At 67.2% G+C, this 16,915-nt stretch carries 16 protein-coding genes; 5 read left to right on the forward strand and 11 right to left on the reverse strand.

Annotated elements, in window-relative coordinates; genetic code table 11:
* Positions 1-36 precede the first annotated feature (36 nt).
* Positions 37-891: a transposase gene (locus tag ABDJ85_RS14465; RefSeq protein ID WP_347705494.1), complete on the reverse strand. Its 855-nt coding sequence runs from the start codon at positions 889-891 to the stop codon at positions 37-39.
* A gap of 110 nt (positions 892-1,001) precedes the next feature.
* Here ABDJ85_RS14465 and ABDJ85_RS14470 point away from each other — a divergent pair, with 110 nt between their 5' ends.
* A complete protein-coding gene (locus ABDJ85_RS14470; RefSeq protein ID WP_347705495.1) occupies positions 1,002-1,589 on the forward strand; it encodes a UPF0149 family protein in 588 nt (195 codons plus the stop codon).
* Here the strand turns inward: ABDJ85_RS14470 and ABDJ85_RS14475 are convergent.
* Complete coding sequence (locus ABDJ85_RS14475) at positions 1,586-3,136, reverse strand: methyl-accepting chemotaxis protein (protein WP_347705496.1); 1,551 nt, start codon at positions 3,134-3,136, stop codon at positions 1,586-1,588. The genes ABDJ85_RS14470 and ABDJ85_RS14475 overlap by 4 nt on opposite strands.
* A 202-nt stretch (positions 3,137-3,338) precedes the next feature.
* On the opposite strand from ABDJ85_RS14475, the gene ABDJ85_RS14480 reads away from it, so the two are divergent.
* Complete coding sequence (locus tag ABDJ85_RS14480) at positions 3,339-3,674, forward strand: hypothetical protein (RefSeq protein ID WP_347705497.1); 336 nt, start codon at positions 3,339-3,341, stop codon at positions 3,672-3,674.
* Here the strand turns inward: ABDJ85_RS14480 and ABDJ85_RS14485 are convergent, their stop codons facing one another.
* A complete protein-coding gene (locus tag ABDJ85_RS14485) occupies positions 3,675-5,477 on the reverse strand; it encodes an ABCB family ABC transporter ATP-binding protein/permease (RefSeq protein WP_347705498.1) in 1,803 nt (600 codons plus the stop codon).
* Between the two features lie 59 nt (positions 5,478-5,536).
* On the opposite strand from ABDJ85_RS14485, the gene ABDJ85_RS14490 reads away from it, so the two are divergent.
* The 3 genes from ABDJ85_RS14490 (at position 5,537) to ABDJ85_RS14500 (ending at position 7,638) form a co-directional block, all read left to right on the forward strand.
* Positions 5,537-5,947, forward strand: a complete 411-nt coding sequence (locus ABDJ85_RS14490; protein WP_347705499.1) for an acyl-CoA thioesterase — start codon at positions 5,537-5,539, stop codon at positions 5,945-5,947.
* Positions 5,948-6,180: 233 nt separating this feature from the next.
* The gene (locus tag ABDJ85_RS14495; protein ID WP_347705500.1) at positions 6,181-6,975 is read left to right on the forward strand and encodes a hypothetical protein; all 795 of its coding nucleotides are present in this window, start codon (positions 6,181-6,183) and stop codon (positions 6,973-6,975) included.
* Positions 6,976-7,023: 48 nt separating this feature from the next.
* On the forward strand, positions 7,024-7,638 hold the full coding sequence (locus tag ABDJ85_RS14500; RefSeq protein ID WP_347705501.1) for a phage tail protein: 615 nt from the start codon (positions 7,024-7,026) through the stop codon (positions 7,636-7,638).
* A 117-nt stretch (positions 7,639-7,755) separates the two neighbouring features.
* Here the strand turns inward: ABDJ85_RS14500 and ABDJ85_RS14505 are convergent, their stop codons facing one another.
* The 8 genes from ABDJ85_RS14505 to ABDJ85_RS14540 form a co-directional block, all read right to left on the reverse strand.
* Complete coding sequence (locus tag ABDJ85_RS14505; RefSeq protein ID WP_347705502.1) at positions 7,756-8,520, reverse strand: enoyl-CoA hydratase; 765 nt, start codon at positions 8,518-8,520, stop codon at positions 7,756-7,758.
* A gap of 10 nt (positions 8,521-8,530) precedes the next feature.
* Positions 8,531-9,067 (reverse strand): DUF1569 domain-containing protein, encoded by a 537-nt coding sequence (locus ABDJ85_RS14510; RefSeq protein ID WP_347705503.1) that lies wholly within the window; start codon positions 9,065-9,067, stop codon positions 8,531-8,533.
* Positions 9,064-9,915, reverse strand: a complete 852-nt coding sequence (locus ABDJ85_RS14515) for an alpha/beta hydrolase family protein (protein ID WP_347705504.1) — start codon at positions 9,913-9,915, stop codon at positions 9,064-9,066. Before ABDJ85_RS14515 ends, ABDJ85_RS14510 begins: the two co-directional genes overlap by 4 nt.
* A 29-nt stretch (positions 9,916-9,944) precedes the next feature.
* Complete coding sequence (locus tag ABDJ85_RS14520) at positions 9,945-11,159, reverse strand: acetyl-CoA C-acyltransferase (protein WP_347705505.1); 1,215 nt, start codon at positions 11,157-11,159, stop codon at positions 9,945-9,947.
* A gap of 194 nt (positions 11,160-11,353) precedes the next feature.
* Entirely contained in the window at positions 11,354-13,765 is a 2,412-nt protein-coding gene (locus ABDJ85_RS14525) for a 3-hydroxyacyl-CoA dehydrogenase NAD-binding domain-containing protein (RefSeq protein WP_347705506.1), read from the reverse strand.
* A 46-nt stretch (positions 13,766-13,811) separates the two neighbouring features.
* Positions 13,812-14,669 (reverse strand): alpha/beta hydrolase, encoded by an 858-nt coding sequence (locus ABDJ85_RS14530; protein ID WP_347705507.1) that lies wholly within the window; start codon positions 14,667-14,669, stop codon positions 13,812-13,814.
* A 3-nt stretch (positions 14,670-14,672) separates the two neighbouring features.
* Positions 14,673-15,101: a DUF2147 domain-containing protein gene (locus ABDJ85_RS14535; protein WP_347705508.1), complete on the reverse strand. Its 429-nt coding sequence runs from the start codon at positions 15,099-15,101 to the stop codon at positions 14,673-14,675.
* 15 nt (positions 15,102-15,116) lie between these two features.
* Positions 15,117-16,907, reverse strand: coding sequence for an acyl-CoA dehydrogenase C-terminal domain-containing protein (locus ABDJ85_RS14540; RefSeq protein WP_347705509.1), 1,791 nt, complete (start codon positions 16,905-16,907; stop codon positions 15,117-15,119).
* Positions 16,908-16,915 lie beyond the last annotated feature (8 nt).

Here is a 16,915-nt window from a genome sequence, read left to right on the forward strand (position 1 = left end):
CAGCCCTCTTCAAGAACGGGATGAGGGCGATTTTGCCTAGCCGCCCAATCGCTCTTGCGCGGCAATGATGCGGCTCACGCGCGAGACCGAGAGGCCGGCCTCGCCGGCCAGGCTGGTCATGGACAGGCCGCCTTCAAAGTGCGCGGCAAAGAGGGCTTCGGCCCGATCCGGGTAGCGCGCGCACCAGGCCCGCCACTGCGTGCGAACCGATCGTGCCGAGGGCTCTGGAGGCGCGCCCGCAGCCGCACGCCGCATGCGTTCCACAAAGGCCGCATCGCCCAGGAAGATCTGCCGCCGCAAGCGCCCGGTCCACGGGTCAAAGCCGGGATCGCGCTCCAACAGCTCAAGGTAACGGGTGGCGGCACGGCGGTGGTCCTGCGCCGTGCGTGCCGGGCGGCCGAGCAGATGGCCGTGCAGCCCGTCCACGTCCAGCCACGCAGGGGCTGGCACCTGGCCCAGATGCGCCGGCAGGCTGGAATGCGGCCAGGCGGCCACGCGCTTGACCAGGCCGGCTTGCCTGGGCGCCAGCTCCACCGCGCGGCAGGCATCGAGGAGATGGGCCTCGCGGTCCACCAGCACGGCACGGAAGCGCCCCTGAAAGAGCGCCCCACCCGCACCGTGCCGGCGCTGGTGGTTCTGGGTGTAGACGCCGATCACATGCCGCATCAGCCGCGAGAGATTGGCCTGCCGCGTGAACAGCAGCAGCTCATAGCGCGTTGGCAGCAGGCTGTAGGCCAGCACCTGGGCGTCAAAGCGCCGCATGGCCTGGGCCAGGATGCCCTGCAGGGCGAGCGCATCCTCACCATCACGGAAGGCAACGCTGCCTTCGGGACAATGCGAGCTGACGAAATAGACCGCGCCAGCGACTTCAAGGCGGAGGGGTCGGGCCATGCCCCAAGGTAGGCTCGGTCACCCTGTCCTTTCAAGCAAACCGTTACGTCGCCTGCAGCTGGCGCGATGAAAACTCACGAAAACGACGCCCAAACCACAAAGCACCGGCCATGAACTACCCGCACTATCAGCCTGACTCCGACCACCGCCCGCTCACCGACGCCGAGCTCGAACAGCTGGACGACGCCCTGGCCGCCACGGGCCGCGAGGAGGCGCTCAACGTCGAGGCGCTGGACGGCTTCCTGGCCGCCCTGCTGCTCTCGCCCGTGCCCCTGCCCGCAAGACCTGGTGCCGACTGGCTGCCCGCCATCTGGGGCGGTGATGAGCCCGCCCCTTTTGCCAGCGGCAAGCAGGGCAAGCGCGTGGTGATGTGGGTGCTGCGCCATTTGCAGTCCATCGACAACGCCTGGCGCCACATGCCCGAGGCCTGGGAGCCGATCTACTCGGTGGCAGAGACGGACGAGGGCGAGTGGGTGGACGCGCAGGACTGGGCCGCTGGCTTCCTGCGCGGCGTGGCCGTGGACGAAGCCGCCTGGGCACCCCGCTTTGAGTCGGGGCCGGCCGCCGCAGCGCTGCAATCGCTGGCCCAGCTGGGTGCCGAAGAGGCCGATGCGCTGCCCATGGAAGACATCGACCGCCTGAGCCGCGCGCTGCCGGAGGCGGTGCTGCAGTGGCGGGCGATCTGGATGGGGGCCTAGAAGAACTCCACGCCGGCTGGTTCTGCTGCCGGCGCAGGACTTGGGGATGGACGGGGCGACGGACTGGTCGACGGACCGGCCGCTGCCGGTGGCGCGGATTCGGCACCAGAGGTCGAGAGGTCGGACACCAGGGCGCGCAGCGCGGCTGCGCTCTGGTTCATACCATCAGCGGTCATGACGGACTCGGCCACCAGGGCTGCGTTGTCCTGGGTGAGATTGAGCAGGGCGCGCAGGTCGTCCAGCATGCGAGACAGCTCGCCACTCTGGGTGCGCGCATCGCCACTCAGTTGTTGGGTGTTGTCGGCCACGTCCTGCACAACGCCGAGCATGGCGCTCAGTTGCTCACGCACGCCCTGCACCTGGGCGATACCGCCTTCGATCTGGCTGCCGGCACGCGCGATGAGGTCGCGCACCCGGCGCGCCGCCTCGCTGGTACGGCCCGAGAGGCTGCGCACCTCGCTGGCCACCACGGCAAAGCCACGTCCGGCGGCGCCGGCGCGGGCAGCCTCGATGGCGGCATTGAGCGCCAGGATGTTGGTCTGGAACGCAATCGACTCGATCAGCGACACCGCCTCCTGCATCTCTGCCGAGCGTTGGCCGATCAGCTCGATGGTCTGCGCCGCCGTCTGGACCTGCTCGGTCCCGGTGAAGGCCTGCTCGCGCAGGCGCGCGCATTGCCCATCCACGGCGCTGATGCGGTCGGCCGTGACCAGCACCTGGGCCACGGCACGGTCCACATTGCCGGCGATGGCTTGCAGGCTGCCGGTCTGCTGGTCGGTGCGGATGGCCAGTTGCTGTGCGCCCACCGACATCCGCTCGCCGGACTCGGCCACGCTGTCAGAGCCTTCCAGCATCGCCGCCAGCACGGCATGCAGCCGCTCCTGCGCTGCTTCCAGGGCGCGGACATCGGCATCACTGCGGCTTTGCAGGTCCAGCACGCGCTGCACCAGCGTGGCCATGGTGAGCAGCGCCGCCGCCATCCCGAGCAGGTAGCGCAGCGCGTAGAGCTCCGCACCACCCAGGACCACCACGCATTGCATGACCGGCACGGCCAACAGGGCCAGCAACAGCAGCCAGCTCCGCACCAGCTCCCGCCAACCGATCATGACGAGCAGCAGACCGATCTGCGACAGGAAACCCACCGAATAGCCCCAGAAGAAGCTGCGCCGATTGAATTCGAGCCCTACGGTGAGCGCCAGCCAAACTGCCAGCAGGGCAATGTGGAGCCACAGGGTCGCGCGTTGCAGCCGGACCTGCATCTGACGGTCCGGGCGTCCATTGGGGCCCAAGATGAGGATGGAGCCTGCACTCGCGTGCAGCATCGCCACGGATAGCGACATGCCGATGGCTGCCGCCCAAAGGTTGGGTCGCTCACCCACCGGCCGGGTCAACCCGTCCATCGCATAAAAGCCCGCCGCGAGCAGGCAGACCCAGGCGAATTGGCTGAACACAGCCTCCCGCTGGCGCAGCCACAGCCTGAACGAACACAGGCCGGTGGATGCCAGGGCCACCATGGTGCACATCGAGAACGCGTCTTGTGCCGTCATCCCCGTCTTTCAATCTTCAATGTTTCGGGCGCCGTAACCAGCCGCCGATTTTCGGGCGCCCCAGCGGGGCACCTGGCCAGATGTCAGCCCCGGCCGGCAGGCGTTCGTGACGGATAGCCCGCAATCCCGAGGGCGAAGGGGGCCCCACCCCCACCTGAACGGCTAGACCGTGGGTCGGGACATCGTGCAAACTTGGCAGGTCATGACATTGACCCACGTCTTCGCTGCGCTCGGCTTCCTGGTCTGCCTGGGGCTGGGCGTGCACATGCTGCTGCCGGCCCGGATGCAGGCGCGGCTGGGCGCCTGGGCAGCGGACCGCTGGCTGCGCCTGAGCACGGCCTGGGCCAACACCCGCGTCAGCCGGCGCCGCAAGCGCCTGGAGCGCACGGCCGAGGCCGAGGCCGAAGCCGCCATCCGCCGCGCCAAGGCGCTGTCGCGCGAGTCGGTGCGCAAGCCCGATGGGGTCTGGGAGGGCAATGTCTTCCGGCCCGACAACTTCAAGCAGGAATCCGACGACGACCGCCGGAATCTGCACTGATCACTGCGACTGCAGCCGCCACATCTCCGCGTAACGCCCGCCCTGGGCCAGCAGTTCGTCGTGCCGGCCACGCTCGACGATGCGGCCGGCGTCCATCACCAGGATCTCGTGCGCGTCGGTGACGGTCGAGAGCCGGTGGGCAATGACCAGCACCGTCTTGTCCTGCCCCACGGCCTCCAGCTCGGCCTGGATGGCGCGCTCGTTGTTGGAGTCGAGCGCCGAGGTGGCCTCGTCGAAGATCAGGATCGGCGGGTTCTTGAGCAGGGTGCGCGCGATGGCCACGCGCTGCTTCTCACCGCCTGAGAGCTTGAGGCCGCGTTCGCCCACACGAGTCTCGTAGCCAGCCGGCGTGGCGGCGATGAAGTCGTGGATGTGGGCGGCACGCGCGGCGGCCTCGATCTCGACCTGGCTGGCCCCCGTACGGCCGTAGCCGATGTTGTAAGCCACGGTGTCGTTGAAGAGCACCGTGTCCTGCGGGACGATGCCGATGCTGCGGCGCAAGGACGACTGGGTGACCTGGCGGATCTCCTGGCCGTCGATGCGGATGGCGCCCTGCTGCACGTCATAGAAGCGATAGAGCAGGCGCGCCAGCGTGCTCTTGCCCGAACCGCTGGGCCCCACCACCGCCACCTTCTTGCCCGCCGGGATCTCGAAGCTGACGCCATGCAGGATGGGCCGCGCCGGCTCGTAGGCGAAGTGAACGTCCTCGAAGCGCACGGCCCCGCCCGAGACCTGCAGCGGCTGCGCGCCCGGAGCGTCAGCCACCTCGCGCTCGCGGTCCAGCAGACGGAACATCTTCTCGATGTCGGTCAGGCTCTGCTTGATCTCGCGGTAGAGCACACCCAGGAAGTTGAGCGGGATGTAGAGCTGGATCATGAAGCCGTTGACCATCACCAGATCGCCCAGGGTCATGCGCCCCTCGACCACGCCCGCCGTGGCGCGCCACAGCATCAGCACCAAGGCGGTGGCGATGATCAGCTGCTGACCCGTGTTGAGCAGCGATAGCGTGGTTTGCGACTTGAGCTGGGCGCGGCGCAGCTTCTCCAGGCTCTCGTCGTAGCGCGAGGCCTCGAAGTGCTCGTTGTTGAAGTACTTGACCGTCTCGTAGTTGAGCAGCGAGTCGATGGCCTTGGTGTGCGCCACCGAGTCCAGCTCATTGAGCTGGCGGCGGAACTGTGTCCGCCACTCGGTCACGATGATGGTGAAGATCACGTAGACGACCAGGGCCCCGAGCGTGATGCCCGCGAACCAGGCGTCGAACTGGACCGCCAGCAGCGTCAGCACCAGCACCACCTCGATCACCGTGGGCAGGATGCTGTAGAGCGAGTAGCTGATCAGCGAATGCACGGCCCGCGTGCCGCGCTCGATGTCGCGCGTCATGCCGCCCGTCTGGCGCTCCAGGTGGAAGCGCAGCGACAGCGCGTGCAGGTGCTCGAACACCTGCAGCGACAGCCGCCGCGCTGTGCCCTCGGTGGCCTTGGCAAAGATCAGCTCGCGCAGCTCCGTGAAGAGCGAGGTGGTCAAGCGCAGGCCACCATAGGCCAGCAGCAAGCCGAACGGCACCACCAGCAGCGCCTGCGGGTCGCCGGGCTTGAGGTCCAGCGCATCCACCAGGCGCTTGAGCAGCAGCGGCACGCCCACATTGCTGAACTTGGCCGCCAGCATGAAGGACAGCGCGATGCCGACCCGCCAGCGGTAGCGCCAGAGGTATGGCAGCAGCCGCTGCACGGTGCCCCAGTCGCCCGAGGGCTGTCCGGCAGGAGACACAGAAGTGGTGGGGGCAGTCAAGGCCTGGCGTCGCATCGGAACCTGTCGCGGCTCACAATGCCGCCTTCAAGCTCTGCATTGTCTGCATCCGCCGCATGTCCACACCCACCGCCCCCGAAAGCACCCTGGCCCCCAACGTTCAACGTGAGCTGGTGTTGCGCATGATGCCCATGCCGGCGGACGCGAACGCGAATGGCGACGTGTTTGGCGGCTGGATCATGGCCCAGGTGGATCTGGCCGGCTCGGTGCTGCCGGCGCGCATCTCGCGCGGCCGCATCGCCACGGTGGCGGTCAACGAATTCATCTTCAAGCAGCCCGTGAGCGTGGGCGACCTGCTGAGCTTCTACTCCAGCGTGGTGCGCATCGGCCGCACCTCGATCACGGTGCACGTCGAGGTGGTGGCCGAGCGCAACCCCGAGAACCCGCAAGCCGTGAAAGTGACCGAGGCCAACCTGACCTACGTCGCCATCGACAAGCAGGGCAAGCCGCGCGAGATCCCGCGCTGAGGCCCGAGGGCCGTGCCGACAAGGGCCGGAGGTGCCCCCCCCGGAGTCGGCCCGGCCGATTGACGGGCAGGCAAGCGCCGCAGTACTCGTAAACCCGATGTCGGCGCAGTTTCCAGTTGCCTGAGCTTGCTCCGAGCATTGCGCTGTCAAGCCCTTGATTTGGTGGGGCAAGTCTGAAACGGCATGAAACCTGCATGGATTCCCACGCGTCAAGTCACCCTAGGGAGTCAAGCATGCGGTCTTCAACACTTCGTTTTGGATGGGCCCTTGCCACCACATTGGTGTGCAGTGCAGCATGGGCCGGGCCGGTGCCCGTGGCGCTGTCCATCAATGCCAAGGTCGCCTTCGACCTCGTCAACTCCTCGTCACCCGTCAATGCCAGTCAGGCTGGCACGCTCACCTACCGCAACGGTGGAGCGGACACCACGGCCGGCTTCGCTGGTGCACCCAGCGGTGGCCCGTTGTCAGGCGCGCTCACGCAGACGGGCGACGGCATCGGTGTGCACTTCCAGGCCTCGGGCAGCAGTGCCAACGGGGACAGCACGGCAGGCTACCTGTTTGCCGACTACACCTTCGATCTCGCCAACAGTTCGGCCACGGAAACCTTCACCCTCGTCTTCAAGGCGCTATTTGGCGCGTTGGGCAACACAACCAACGCCTCCGGCGTTGACGCCTTTGCCGAATCGCTGCTCAGTGTGTTCGACACGTCGAACAATGAAGTGATCTATTCGGACTTCTTCGCCGACTCGGCCAACCCCGGCAACAACAAGTCGGCAGCCAGCGGCAGCGACGAGTACACGTTGTCACTGGCACCGGGCCAATCGGTGAGCTTCACGGCGTTCCAAAAGATGCGCGGCGGCGCATTTGTTCGAGGCGCATTCGATGTCGATCTCGACGCCTTTCTGCGACTCGAAAGCATCCAGTCCGATCGCGTCCCCCCACCCAACGACGTTCCCACACCGGCCTCGCTCCCGTTGACGCTCACCGCGCTCGGCCTGCTGGCGCTGGCACGCCGTCGCCAGCACTGACGCGGCGGCTCAGTTCACTTCCCTCACCACCACGGAAAGAGACCTGCCATGAAACTCCGCGCCAAGCGCCTCGTGTTTGTCGGCCTGTTTGCAGGCCTTTCAGCCAGCTCCGCATTTGCCTGCTCCGGCTCCGAGCCCTATCTCGCCACCGTCTGCACGACCGCCGCCAACTTCTGCCCGCGCGGGTATCTGGAAGCCGATGGCCGTCTCCTCTCCATCGCCCAGAACACCGCGCTCTTCTCGCTGCTCGGCACCAATTTCGGCGGCGACGGCCGAACGACCTTCGGACTGCCAGACATGCGTAGCCGCGCCGCGATTGGCGCCAGCTTTACCACCGCCCCTGGGTTGAGCCCCGTGGTGCTGGGTGAGAAGGCCGGCGCTGAGCAGGTGACGATCTCGCTCAACCAGATGCCTCTCCACTCGCACACCGCCCAAATGCGAGGCACAGCATCGGCGGGCAATACCGACAGTCCGGCCGGCGCGGCGCCCGCCAAGCTCGCACGATCAAACAACTACAGCTCGGCAGGTGCCGACACGAACATGGCGGCCAGTACGGTCACCGTCGGAACCGCCGGTGGCGGCCAGCCGCTGAACATCCGCAATCCGTATACCGGCTTGCTCTTTTGCATCGCGTCTCAGGGCATCTTCCCTTCCCGGGACTGAGTCGAAACGCCGGATTGCAGCGGTCTAGGCTCGTCGCCCGGCTCACGCGGCAGCTCGGCCGCTCCGCTTCCAGAAGCCCCGCTCCGGCATGCGCCGGGCGGGGCTTTCCCGTTCTGCTCAGCTGAACTTCGAGAAATCCGGCGCCCGCTTCTCGAAGAAGGCCTGCATGGCCTCGCGCGCCTCGGGGCTGCGCAGGCGCTGGGCAAACACCTCGCTCTCGCGCTTGTTGGCGGTCAGCACGGCCTCGCGCATCGGCTCGCGCAGCAGGCGTTTGCTCTCACGCACCGCCGCCGGGGGCAGCTTGTTGAAGCGTTCGGCCACACGGCGTGCGTGGTTCAGCACCTCGCCTGCCGGCAGCACGGCATTGGCGATGCCGCACTCCACGGCCTGTTCGCCGGTGAAGGGGTCGCCCAGCAGCAGCTTCTCGGCGGCGCGGCGCATGCCCATCAGCTCTGGTACCAGCAAGCTGGATGCGTACTCAGGCACCAGGCCCAAGCCCACGAAGGGCATCGCCAGGCGGGCGTCGTCAGCCACGTAAACGAAGTCGCAATGCAGCAGCATGGTGGTGCCAATGCCCACGGCGCCGCCCGTCACCGCCGCGACCACCGGCTTGCCGCAATCGAGCAGCGCAAGCTGGAACTGGAAGACCGGCGCATCCTCGCCCTGCGGCGGCCGGGCCATGAAGTCTTCGAGGTCGTTGCCCGAGGTGAAGATGCCCGGCTGGCCGGTGATCAGCACGGCGCGCACGGCCGGGTCGGCGTCGGCAGCGCGCAGGCCGTCGGCCAAGGCCTGGTACATGGCCATGGTCAGCGCGTTCTTCTTCTCGGGGCGGGCGATCTCCAGGGTGGTGACGCCGTTGAGGGTGTAGGTCTTGATCGTCATAGTCGGCACTTTAGGCGGTGGCACTGACGGGCTGAATCTGCTGCCAGTGGTTGGACAGGTGCATCAGGTGAGCCCGCTGGTACTGAGCCTTGCTGAGCTCACCGTAGGCAAAGTGCGGCTGCAGCGGGCCGCTCCAGGCGGCGAAGGCGTCCATCGCGTCCAGCAGGCGCTGGACCGAGGTCTTGAGGGTCTGGTCAGCCGCCAGTGCCGGTGCGCCGGGGATGGGCTCGTCGAGCGAGTGGCTCATCGCCCCTCGGGCATTGAACACGGCAAAGGCGGCGTTGCCCAGCGTGGCGCGAAAGACGGCGCCCTTGAGCTCCGGAAAGCCCTTCATCGAGAACTCGATGCTCTGCGCCAGATGCTGCAGCACCTGACTCAGGTTCCAGGTATTGCCCTGAACCACACGCGGCTGGAAGAGCAGCTCCAGCACCGCCTTCTGGGCGTCCGCCCAGCTGCCAAAGCCCGTCAGGCTGCCGCTGCAGGCGGTCAGAGCCGGAGCGGTCAACGCCACGACGCTGGCGCGAGCCAGGACTTGTCGGCGCTTCATTGCAAAAAGGCGCTGACCTGCGGCCACAGGCTGGCCTGAAAGCGGGCACGGAAGAAACCGAAGTGCCCAATGCGGCGCTCGCCGATCTCGGCCGGGGCGATGTGGCGCATCTCGGGCTTGGCGCCAGCGTAGAAGGCGTGCAACGACTCGATGCCCCGGCGCGACATGAATTCGTCGTCTGAGAAGCTCATCGACAGCATCGGCGTCTTGAGCGATGCGTACTGCTGGCGCAAAGCCTCGCCGCCCTCGCCCATCATGTAGTCGCGGTCCAGACACCAGCGCCGCCACTGCGCCATCACGCCACGCGGCAGGTCGCCCACCTTGCGCAGGCTGCGGCCGGGGAAGTAGCCAAAGAGCGGCAGCGTCACCGGCACCAGCACGTACCAGAGCCACCAGACATAGCGGCGCAGCGCGGCGGCGTTGTCGCGCCAGTAGCCGTTGCCGGCCCCGACAGTGACCGCCCTGGCGACGCGTTCCCGGTTCGGCATCAGGCCCAGGATCTGGCCGCCCAGGCTATGGCCCAGCCAGTGGATGGCGCGCTCGGGCCCAAGGCGGCGATCGAGCTCATCCAGCGCCGCAGCGGCGTCCTGGGTCGCCCAGGTGTGGATGTCGGCCTCCAGCCCCTTGAGCGAACGCTTCCAGGCCTCGGGCCGCGAGGCCCCCATGCCCCGGTAGTCGAAGCTCAGCACCAGCCAGCCCTGCGCCGCCATCCACTGCGCGAACTCGGCGTAGTAGCGCTGCTCGACACCCATGGCCGGCGCGATGACGAGGCCCGCTTTCGCGGTCTCAGCATTGCCATAGAGGTGGCCCTTGAGGGGGAAGCCGTCGCGGCTGTTGAACTCGATCATGGCCACCTCGCTGGCAGTTGGTGAGTGGGTCAGAGCCGTTCAAAAATCCCAGCGGCACCCTGGCCGGCACCGACGCACATCGTCACCATGCCGTACTTGCCCCCAGTGCGGCGCAGGCCGTGGATGACCGAGGCCGCGCGGATGGCGCCGGTGGCGCCGAGCGGGTGGCCCAGGGCGATGGCGCCGCCGTTGGGGTTGACCTTGGCACGGTCGAGCTCGATGCCCTTGCTGTCGAGGTCATTCAGCACGGCCAGGCTCTGAGCGGCGAAGGCTTCGTTCAGTTCGACCCAATCCAGGTCCTTGGCCGAGATGCCGGCGAGCTTGAGCGCGGCGGGGATGGCCTCGATGGGACCGATGCCCATGATCTCGGGCGGCACGCCGCGCACGACGAAGGAGACAAAGCGGGCCAACGGCGTCAGGTTGTAGCGCTTGAGCGCGGCCTCGCTGACGACGATGAGGCCGCCGGAGCCGTCGCTGGTCTGCGAGCTGTTGCCGGCCGTCACGCTGCCTTTGGCGGCAAACACGGGCTTGAGCTTGGCCAGGCCTTCGAGGCTGGTGTCAGGCCGCGCGCCTTCGTCGAGCTTGACGGTGCGGGTCTTGGTATTGACCGAGCCGTCCGCCAAGTTGGGCGTGCGCTCAACCACATCGAAGGGCGTCATCTCGGCGTCGAAGTAGCCGGCCTGCATGGCCGCCACGGCCCGCTGGTGGGACTGCAGCGAGAACGCGTCCTGCGCTTCGCGGCTGATCTTCCACTGCTCGGCCACCTTCTCGGCGGTCAGGCCCATGCCGTAGGCGAGGCCGATGTTCTCGTCACGCTCGAAGATCATCGGCGGCAGGCTGGGCTTGTTGCCGCCCATCGGGATCATGGACATGGACTCGACGCCGCCGGCAAACATCACGTCGGCCTCGCCAACGCGGATGCGGTCCGCCGCCATCTGGATGGCCGTGATGCCCGACGCGCAGTAACGGTTGACCGTGACACCACCCACCGTGGGCCCAAAGCCCGCCAGCACCGAGGCCACGCGGGCGATGTTCATGCCCGCCTCGCCCTCGGGGAAGGAGCAGCCGACGATGGCGTCTTCAATCGCCTTGGCTTCCAGACCGGGGGCCTGGGCCAGTGCCGCCTGCATGACCTTGACGAGCATCTCGTCGGGCCGGGTGTTCTTGAAATAGCCCCGGCCGCTCTTGCCGATGGGCAGGCGGGTGGCGGCAACGATGTAGGCGTCTTGAACTTGCTTGCTCATGATCCTGATCCTTTCAATTGATCAGCGTGTCTTTGAATTCGTGTGCCTGGAACGGAGTGAAGGTTCGCGGCTGAGGGGGCGTAGCGAGCGGACGGCAGGCTAGGCGGACGGAGCACAGGAACCGGAACGACCTCCCTGGTCGTGAGGATTCCGAGCACCGCCCAACGACGCATGGCGTTCGCGCAGTAGCCCCATCAGTTGCGAACCGGCTTGCCGGTCTGGAGCATCCCCATGATGCGTTCCTGGGTCTTGGGGTTGTCGAGCAGGCTGCAGAAGTGCTTGCGCTCGATGGCCATCAAGTACTCCTCGGTCACCATCGACCCGGCCTCGACCTCGCCGCCGCAAACGACGTCAGCGATGCAGCTGGCCAGGTGGTAGTCGTGGTCACTGACGAAGCCGCCGTCGCGCATGTTGGCGACCTGGCCCTTGATGGACGCGATGCCGCTGCGGCCCGCCACCGGGAACGTGCTCTTCACCGGCGGCCGGTAGCCCGACTCGGCCATGGCCCGCACCTGCGCGCTGGCCACGTGCAGCAACTCGTCCTTGTTGGGCACGATCACGTCGCTGTCCAGCAAGTAGCCAATCTTGCGGCCCTCGTGCGCGCTGGTGCCGACCTTGGCGGTCGCGGCGGACAGGAAGCCGTCCTTCAGGAACATCAGCAGGTCGGCATTGGCATTGCCGGCTGCCGCCATCTCCGCCGCGCGGCGGGCGATGTAGGTGAGGCCACCGGCGCCCGGGATCAGGCCCACGCCCACTTCCACGAGGCCGATGTAGCTCTCGACATGCGCCACGCGGCGGGCGCAGTGCACCGCCAGCTCGCAGCCGCCGCCCAGGGCCAGGCCACGCACGGCAGCCACCACGGGCACCTGCGCGTAGCGGATGCGCAGCATGGCGTCCTGCAGCTTCTTCTCTTCGGGGGCGATGCCCTTGCTGCCCAGCTTCATGAAGACGGGCATCAGGCTCTCAAGGTTGGCGCCGGCCGAGAACACGTCGTCGGGCGACCAGACCACCAGGCCTTGGTAGCCGCCTTCGGCGATCTCGACCGCCTTGACCAGGCCCTCGGTCACGGCCGGACTGATGAGGTGCAGCTTGGCGGTGATGGAGGCGATGACCACCTGGCCATCGAGCGTCCAGACGCGGATCTCGTCGTTCTTGAAGAGCTCGGTCCCCGCCTTGAGCGGGTCAGCCGCGTTGGTGCCCACCAGCGCCTCGGGGAAGGGCTGGCGTGCGTAGACGGGCAAATTGCTGCGCGGCTTGAAGGCGCCATCGGCGGCGCTCCAGGAGCCCTCGGGCGTGTGCACACCACCTGCGGTGGCCACAGGGCCCTCGGTCACCCAGGCCGGCAGCGGCGCGCTGGAGAGCGTCTTGCCCGCGGCAATGTCCTCGGCGATCCAGCCGGCCACCTGCGTCCAGCCAGCGGCCTGCCAGAGCTCGAAGGGGCCTTGCTGGGAGCCAAAGCCCCAGCGCATTGCGAAGTCCACCTCACGCGCGGTGTCGGCGATGTCGGCCAGGTGCACGGCCACGTAGTGGAAGCTGTCGCGCAGGATGGACCACAGGAACTGCGCCTGCGGGTTGCTGCTCTCGCGCAGAAGCTTCAGGCGGTCGGCCGGCGCCTTCTTGAGCATGCGGCTGACGATCTCGTCCATCTTCTTGCCGGCGGGGACGTAGGCGCCTTCAGTTCCCAATTTCTCGGGGTCGAGCCGCAGGATGTCCTTGCCGACCTTCTTGTAGAAGCCAGCGCCGGTCTTCTGGCCCAGCGCGCCCTTCTCGATCAGGCCGGCCAGCACCTTGGGCGTGGCGTAGGTGCCGTAGAAGGGGTCAGCCTGCAGGTTGTCCTGCATGGTCTTGACCACGTGGGCCATGGTGTCCAGGCCCACCACGTCGGCAGTGCGGAAGGTGCCGCTGCTGGCGCGGCCGAGCTTCTTGCCGGTGAGGTCGTCGACGAGGTCGACGCTGAGGCCGAACTTCTCGGCCTCGATCATGGTGGCCATCATGCCGGCGATGCCGACGCGGTTGGCGACGAAGTTGGGCGTGTCCTTGGCGCGCACCACGCCCTTGCCAACACTGGTGGTCACGAAGGCTTCGAGCTGGTCGAGGATCTCGGGGCGCGTGGTGGGCGTCGGGATCAGCTCCACCAGGTACATGTAGCGCGGCGGATTGAAGAAGTGGATGCCGCAAAAGCGCGGCTTGATTTCTTCCGGCAGCACCTCGGCGAGCTTGGTGATGGAGAGGCCCGAGGTGTTGGACGCCACGATGGCGTGCGGGGCGATGTAGGGCGCGACCTTGGTGTAGAGGTCGAGCTTCCAGTCCATGCGCTCGGCGATGGCCTCGATGATGAGGTCACAGTCCTTGAGCAGGTCGAGGTGCTCTTCGTAGTTGGCCTGCTGGATCAACGCAGCATCCGCAGCGTCTCCCAGAGGCGCGGGCTTGAGCTTCTTGAGCCCGTCGATGGCCTTGGTGACGATGCCGTTCTTGGGGCCCTCTTTGGCCGGAAGGTCGAACAGCACCACCGGCACCTTGACGTTGACGAGATGGGCCGCGATCTGCGCGCCCATCACGCCGGCGCCGAGCACGGCGACCTTGCGGACTTGGAACTTGGAACTCATGAGGTCTCCTGGGAAATTCAATCAGGGGCAATCGAAAGGGGTGGGCTCAGTCCGCCGTGAAGAAGCGCTCGACGGCAGGCCAGTAGGTGTCACGTTCGTCGCGCAGGCCATGGGTGTGGTCGGCGCGCTCGAGGGTCAGTTGCTCAACGGCCGCACCGGCCGGGGCCGCCCGCAGCAGGCGCTCGCCCTGGGCCACCGGCGTCCAGCGGTCGCCACGGCTGTGGACGAGCAACAGGCGCACGGGGGCGGGCAGCTGGGTGATGGCCAGCTCGGGGCGCATGCGGCGCTCGATCTGGGGCGCCACCAGTTGCGAGGCGCGCAGGAAGGCATAGGGCAGCGGGTAGTGGCGCCAGAAGTCGGGCAGCGTGGCGGGCACGCCTTCGGCCACCACGCGGTCGAAGGGGAAGTCGGGCCGTGTCAAGGCATTGAGCGTGTGCATGGCGCCAAAGGATGCTGACAGCGCATGCACCGGCAGGCCCGGGAAACGGCGGCGCGCCTCCTGGCCCACGGCAACCACATCGGCCGCCCAGTCGAAGTTGGTGCACTCGCTCTCGCCAAAGCCATTGAAGTCAAACGCCAGCACGTGGAAGCCCGCCGCCAGCAGGGCTTCAGCATGCCCCTGGCGCAGCCAGAAGCCTTTGCAGGCCAGGCCCATGGGGTGGGCACACACGACAACGCCTCGCGCCGGCTGAACCGGCGTGCACTGCAGCACCGCCGACAAGCGCGCATGACTGTCGCTCAGGATGCTGAGGCGCTGCCAGCCCTGCTCCGGCACACCGGCAGGCCAGCGCCAAGGCTTCATGAAGCGCCCGAAGAAGGGCTTCTTCAGCTGCCGGTGCCAGAACCAAGCCTTGCCAGCCGGCTGGGTGCTGTGGTTCCGCGCGTGCGCCAAGACTTCGCCCATGGCCTACTCGGTGCGCTGCCAGACCTGCGTCCGGCCAAAGAGCGGTGCGCCGATGTAGCCGCGCACCTCAAGGCGGGCGCCGCCCTCGATGGGCTTGAGGCGCACCTTGTAGGTCTTGCCGTCCTTGGGGTCGAGGATCTCGCCGCCCGCCCACAGCCCGTCGCCGTCGGCCTTGACGCCGCGCAGGATCTCCAGGCCCACGATGGGCTTGTCCTTGCGGTCGTCCTTGCAGAGGTCGCAGCGGTTGTTGACCGCCTTGGGGTCGAGGACCTTCTCAATCACGGCCGACAGCACGCCGCCGGTCTCGGTGACGCGCACGATGGACTTGGCCGTCTTGCCGTCGTCATCGATGGTCTTCCAGACCCCAACCGGCGTGGACTGCGCCATGGCCAGGCCAGGCAGCAGCGCAATCGTCGCGAGCAGTCGCTTCATGGCGTTCGGCCTCCTTCAGAACAGAGCTTCGTCCATTTCCATCAGCGGCGCCAGCCCTGCGCGGCAGCTGCGGATCAGGCCGGCCGTCTCGGGCAGCAGCTTGGCAAAGTAAAAGCGTGCGGTGGCGAGCTTGGCCTTGTAGAAGGGGTCGCCGCTGGCTTGCTTCTCCAGCGCAATCTTGGCCATGCGCGCAAAGAAGTAGGAGAAGCACAGGTGGCCCACCACACGCAGGTAGTCCACGGCAGCAGCGCCCACTTCGTCCGGGTTGCCAAAGGCCTTCATACCCAGCTCTTGCGTCAGCTTGGTGACCTTGTCGCCAATGTCGGCCAGCGGGTTGACGAACTCCTGCATGGCCTCGTTGACGCCCTCTTCCTCGACGAAGTCGATGATCTTCTTGCCAAAGGCCTTGAGCGTGGCGCCGTTGTTGTGCAGCACCTTGCGGCCCAGCAGGTCGAGCGACTGGATGGTGTTGGTGCCTTCGTAGATCATGTTGATCCGCGCGTCGCGCACGAACTGCTCCATGCCCCACTCGTGGATGTAGCCGTGGCCGCCAAAGACCTGCATGCAATGCGAGGTGGCGATCCAGCCGTTGTCGGTGAAGAAGGCCTTGATGATGGGCGTGAGCAAGGCCACCTCGGCCTCGCAGGCCTTGCGCTCGTCTTCGTCGTCAGAGCCCAGGGCCTTGTCGAGCTGCAGCACGGTGTAGGCCTGCAGCGCGCGGGCACCTTCGGCATAGGCGCGGGCGGTCAGCAGCATCTTGCGCACGTCGGGGTGGACGATGATGGGGTCGGCCGGCTTGTCCGGCGCCTTGGGGCCCGAGAGCGAGCGCATCTGGATGCGGTCCTTGGCGTAGGCCACGGCGTTTTGGTAGGCCACTTCGGTCAGGCCGAGCGACTGGTTGCCCACGCCCAGGCGGGCGGTGTTCATCATCACGAACATCGCAGCCAGGCCCTTGTTGGGCTCGCCCACCAAGGTGCCCACGGCGCCTTCCAGCGTCATCTGGCAGGTGGAATTGGCGTGGATGCCCATCTTGTGCTCGAGGCCTGAGCAGAAGATGCCGTTGCGCTCGCCGATGGAGCCATCCGCCGCCACCTTGAACTTCGGGACGAGGAAGAGCGAGATGCCCTTAGAGCCCGCCGGTGCGTCCGGCAGGCGCGCCAGCACCAGGTGGACGATGTTGGCCGCCAGGTTGTGCTCGCCGGCCGAGATGAAGATCTTCTGGCCGGTCAGCGCGTAGGTGCCGTCCGCTTGAGGCTCGGCCTTGGTCCGCAACAGGCCAAGGTCGGTGCCGCAATGGGGCTCGGTCAGGCACATGGTGCCGGTCCACTCGCCACTGGTGAGCTTGGGCAGGTAGACGGCTTTTTGCTCGGGCGTGCCATGCGCATGCAGGGCCTCGTAGGCGCCGTGGCTGAGGCCGGGGTACATGGTCCAGGCCTGGTTGGCCGAGTTCAGCATCTCGTAGAAGAACTGATTCAGCGTGTGCGGCAGGCCCTGGCCGCCGTAGGCGGTGTCGCAGGACAGGGCCGGCCAGCCGCCTTCCACATAGGTGGCGTAGGCCTCCCTGAAGCCCTTGGGCGGCGTGACTTCATGCGTGCTGCGGTCCAGCGCGCAGCCTTCCGAGTCACCGCTGAGGTTGATCGGGGCGATCACCTCGGAGGCGAACTTGCCGCCTTCTTCCAGCACGGCATTGATGGTGTCGGCATCGACCTCGGCGTGCGCCGGAATCATCTTGAACTCGTCCACGACGTTCAGCAGCTCATGCAGAACGAATTGCATGTCGCGCAGCGGCGGGGTGTACTGAGGCATGGAGAAGA

Origin of the sequence: Roseateles paludis (assembly GCF_039872745.1) — a bacterium.
In the GTDB taxonomy this organism is placed as follows: Bacteria; Pseudomonadota; Gammaproteobacteria; order Burkholderiales; family Burkholderiaceae_C; genus Pelomonas; species Pelomonas paludis.

Coding starts and splice junctions, on each gene's coding strand:
- ABDJ85_RS14475 (WP_347705496.1), bottom strand. CDS start 3,136: ATGACGGCACAAGACGCGTTCTCGATGTGCACCATGGTGGCCCTGGCA.
- ABDJ85_RS14490 (WP_347705499.1), top strand. CDS start 5,537: ATGTCCACACCCACCGCCCCCGAAAGCACCCTGGCCCCCAACGTTCAA.
- ABDJ85_RS14530 (WP_347705507.1), bottom strand. CDS start 14,669: ATGGGCGAAGTCTTGGCGCACGCGCGGAACCACAGCACCCAGCCGGCT.
- ABDJ85_RS14480 (WP_347705497.1), top strand. CDS start 3,339: ATGACATTGACCCACGTCTTCGCTGCGCTCGGCTTCCTGGTCTGCCTG.
- ABDJ85_RS14540 (WP_347705509.1), bottom strand. CDS start 16,907: ATGCCTCAGTACACCCCGCCGCTGCGCGACATGCAATTCGTTCTGCAT.
- ABDJ85_RS14515 (WP_347705504.1), bottom strand. CDS start 9,915: ATGATCGAGTTCAACAGCCGCGACGGCTTCCCCCTCAAGGGCCACCTC.
- ABDJ85_RS14505 (WP_347705502.1), bottom strand. CDS start 8,520: ATGACGATCAAGACCTACACCCTCAACGGCGTCACCACCCTGGAGATC.
- ABDJ85_RS14485 (WP_347705498.1), bottom strand. CDS start 5,477: ATGCGACGCCAGGCCTTGACTGCCCCCACCACTTCTGTGTCTCCTGCC.
- ABDJ85_RS14510 (WP_347705503.1), bottom strand. CDS start 9,067: ATGAAGCGCCGACAAGTCCTGGCTCGCGCCAGCGTCGTGGCGTTGACC.
- ABDJ85_RS14500 (WP_347705501.1), top strand. CDS start 7,024: ATGAAACTCCGCGCCAAGCGCCTCGTGTTTGTCGGCCTGTTTGCAGGC.
- ABDJ85_RS14495 (WP_347705500.1), top strand. CDS start 6,181: ATGCGGTCTTCAACACTTCGTTTTGGATGGGCCCTTGCCACCACATTG.
- ABDJ85_RS14520 (WP_347705505.1), bottom strand. CDS start 11,159: ATGAGCAAGCAAGTTCAAGACGCCTACATCGTTGCCGCCACCCGCCTG.
- ABDJ85_RS14470 (WP_347705495.1), top strand. CDS start 1,002: ATGAACTACCCGCACTATCAGCCTGACTCCGACCACCGCCCGCTCACC.
- ABDJ85_RS14465 (WP_347705494.1), bottom strand. CDS start 891: ATGGCCCGACCCCTCCGCCTTGAAGTCGCTGGCGCGGTCTATTTCGTC.
- ABDJ85_RS14535 (WP_347705508.1), bottom strand. CDS start 15,101: ATGAAGCGACTGCTCGCGACGATTGCGCTGCTGCCTGGCCTGGCCATG.
- ABDJ85_RS14525 (WP_347705506.1), bottom strand. CDS start 13,765: ATGAGTTCCAAGTTCCAAGTCCGCAAGGTCGCCGTGCTCGGCGCCGGC.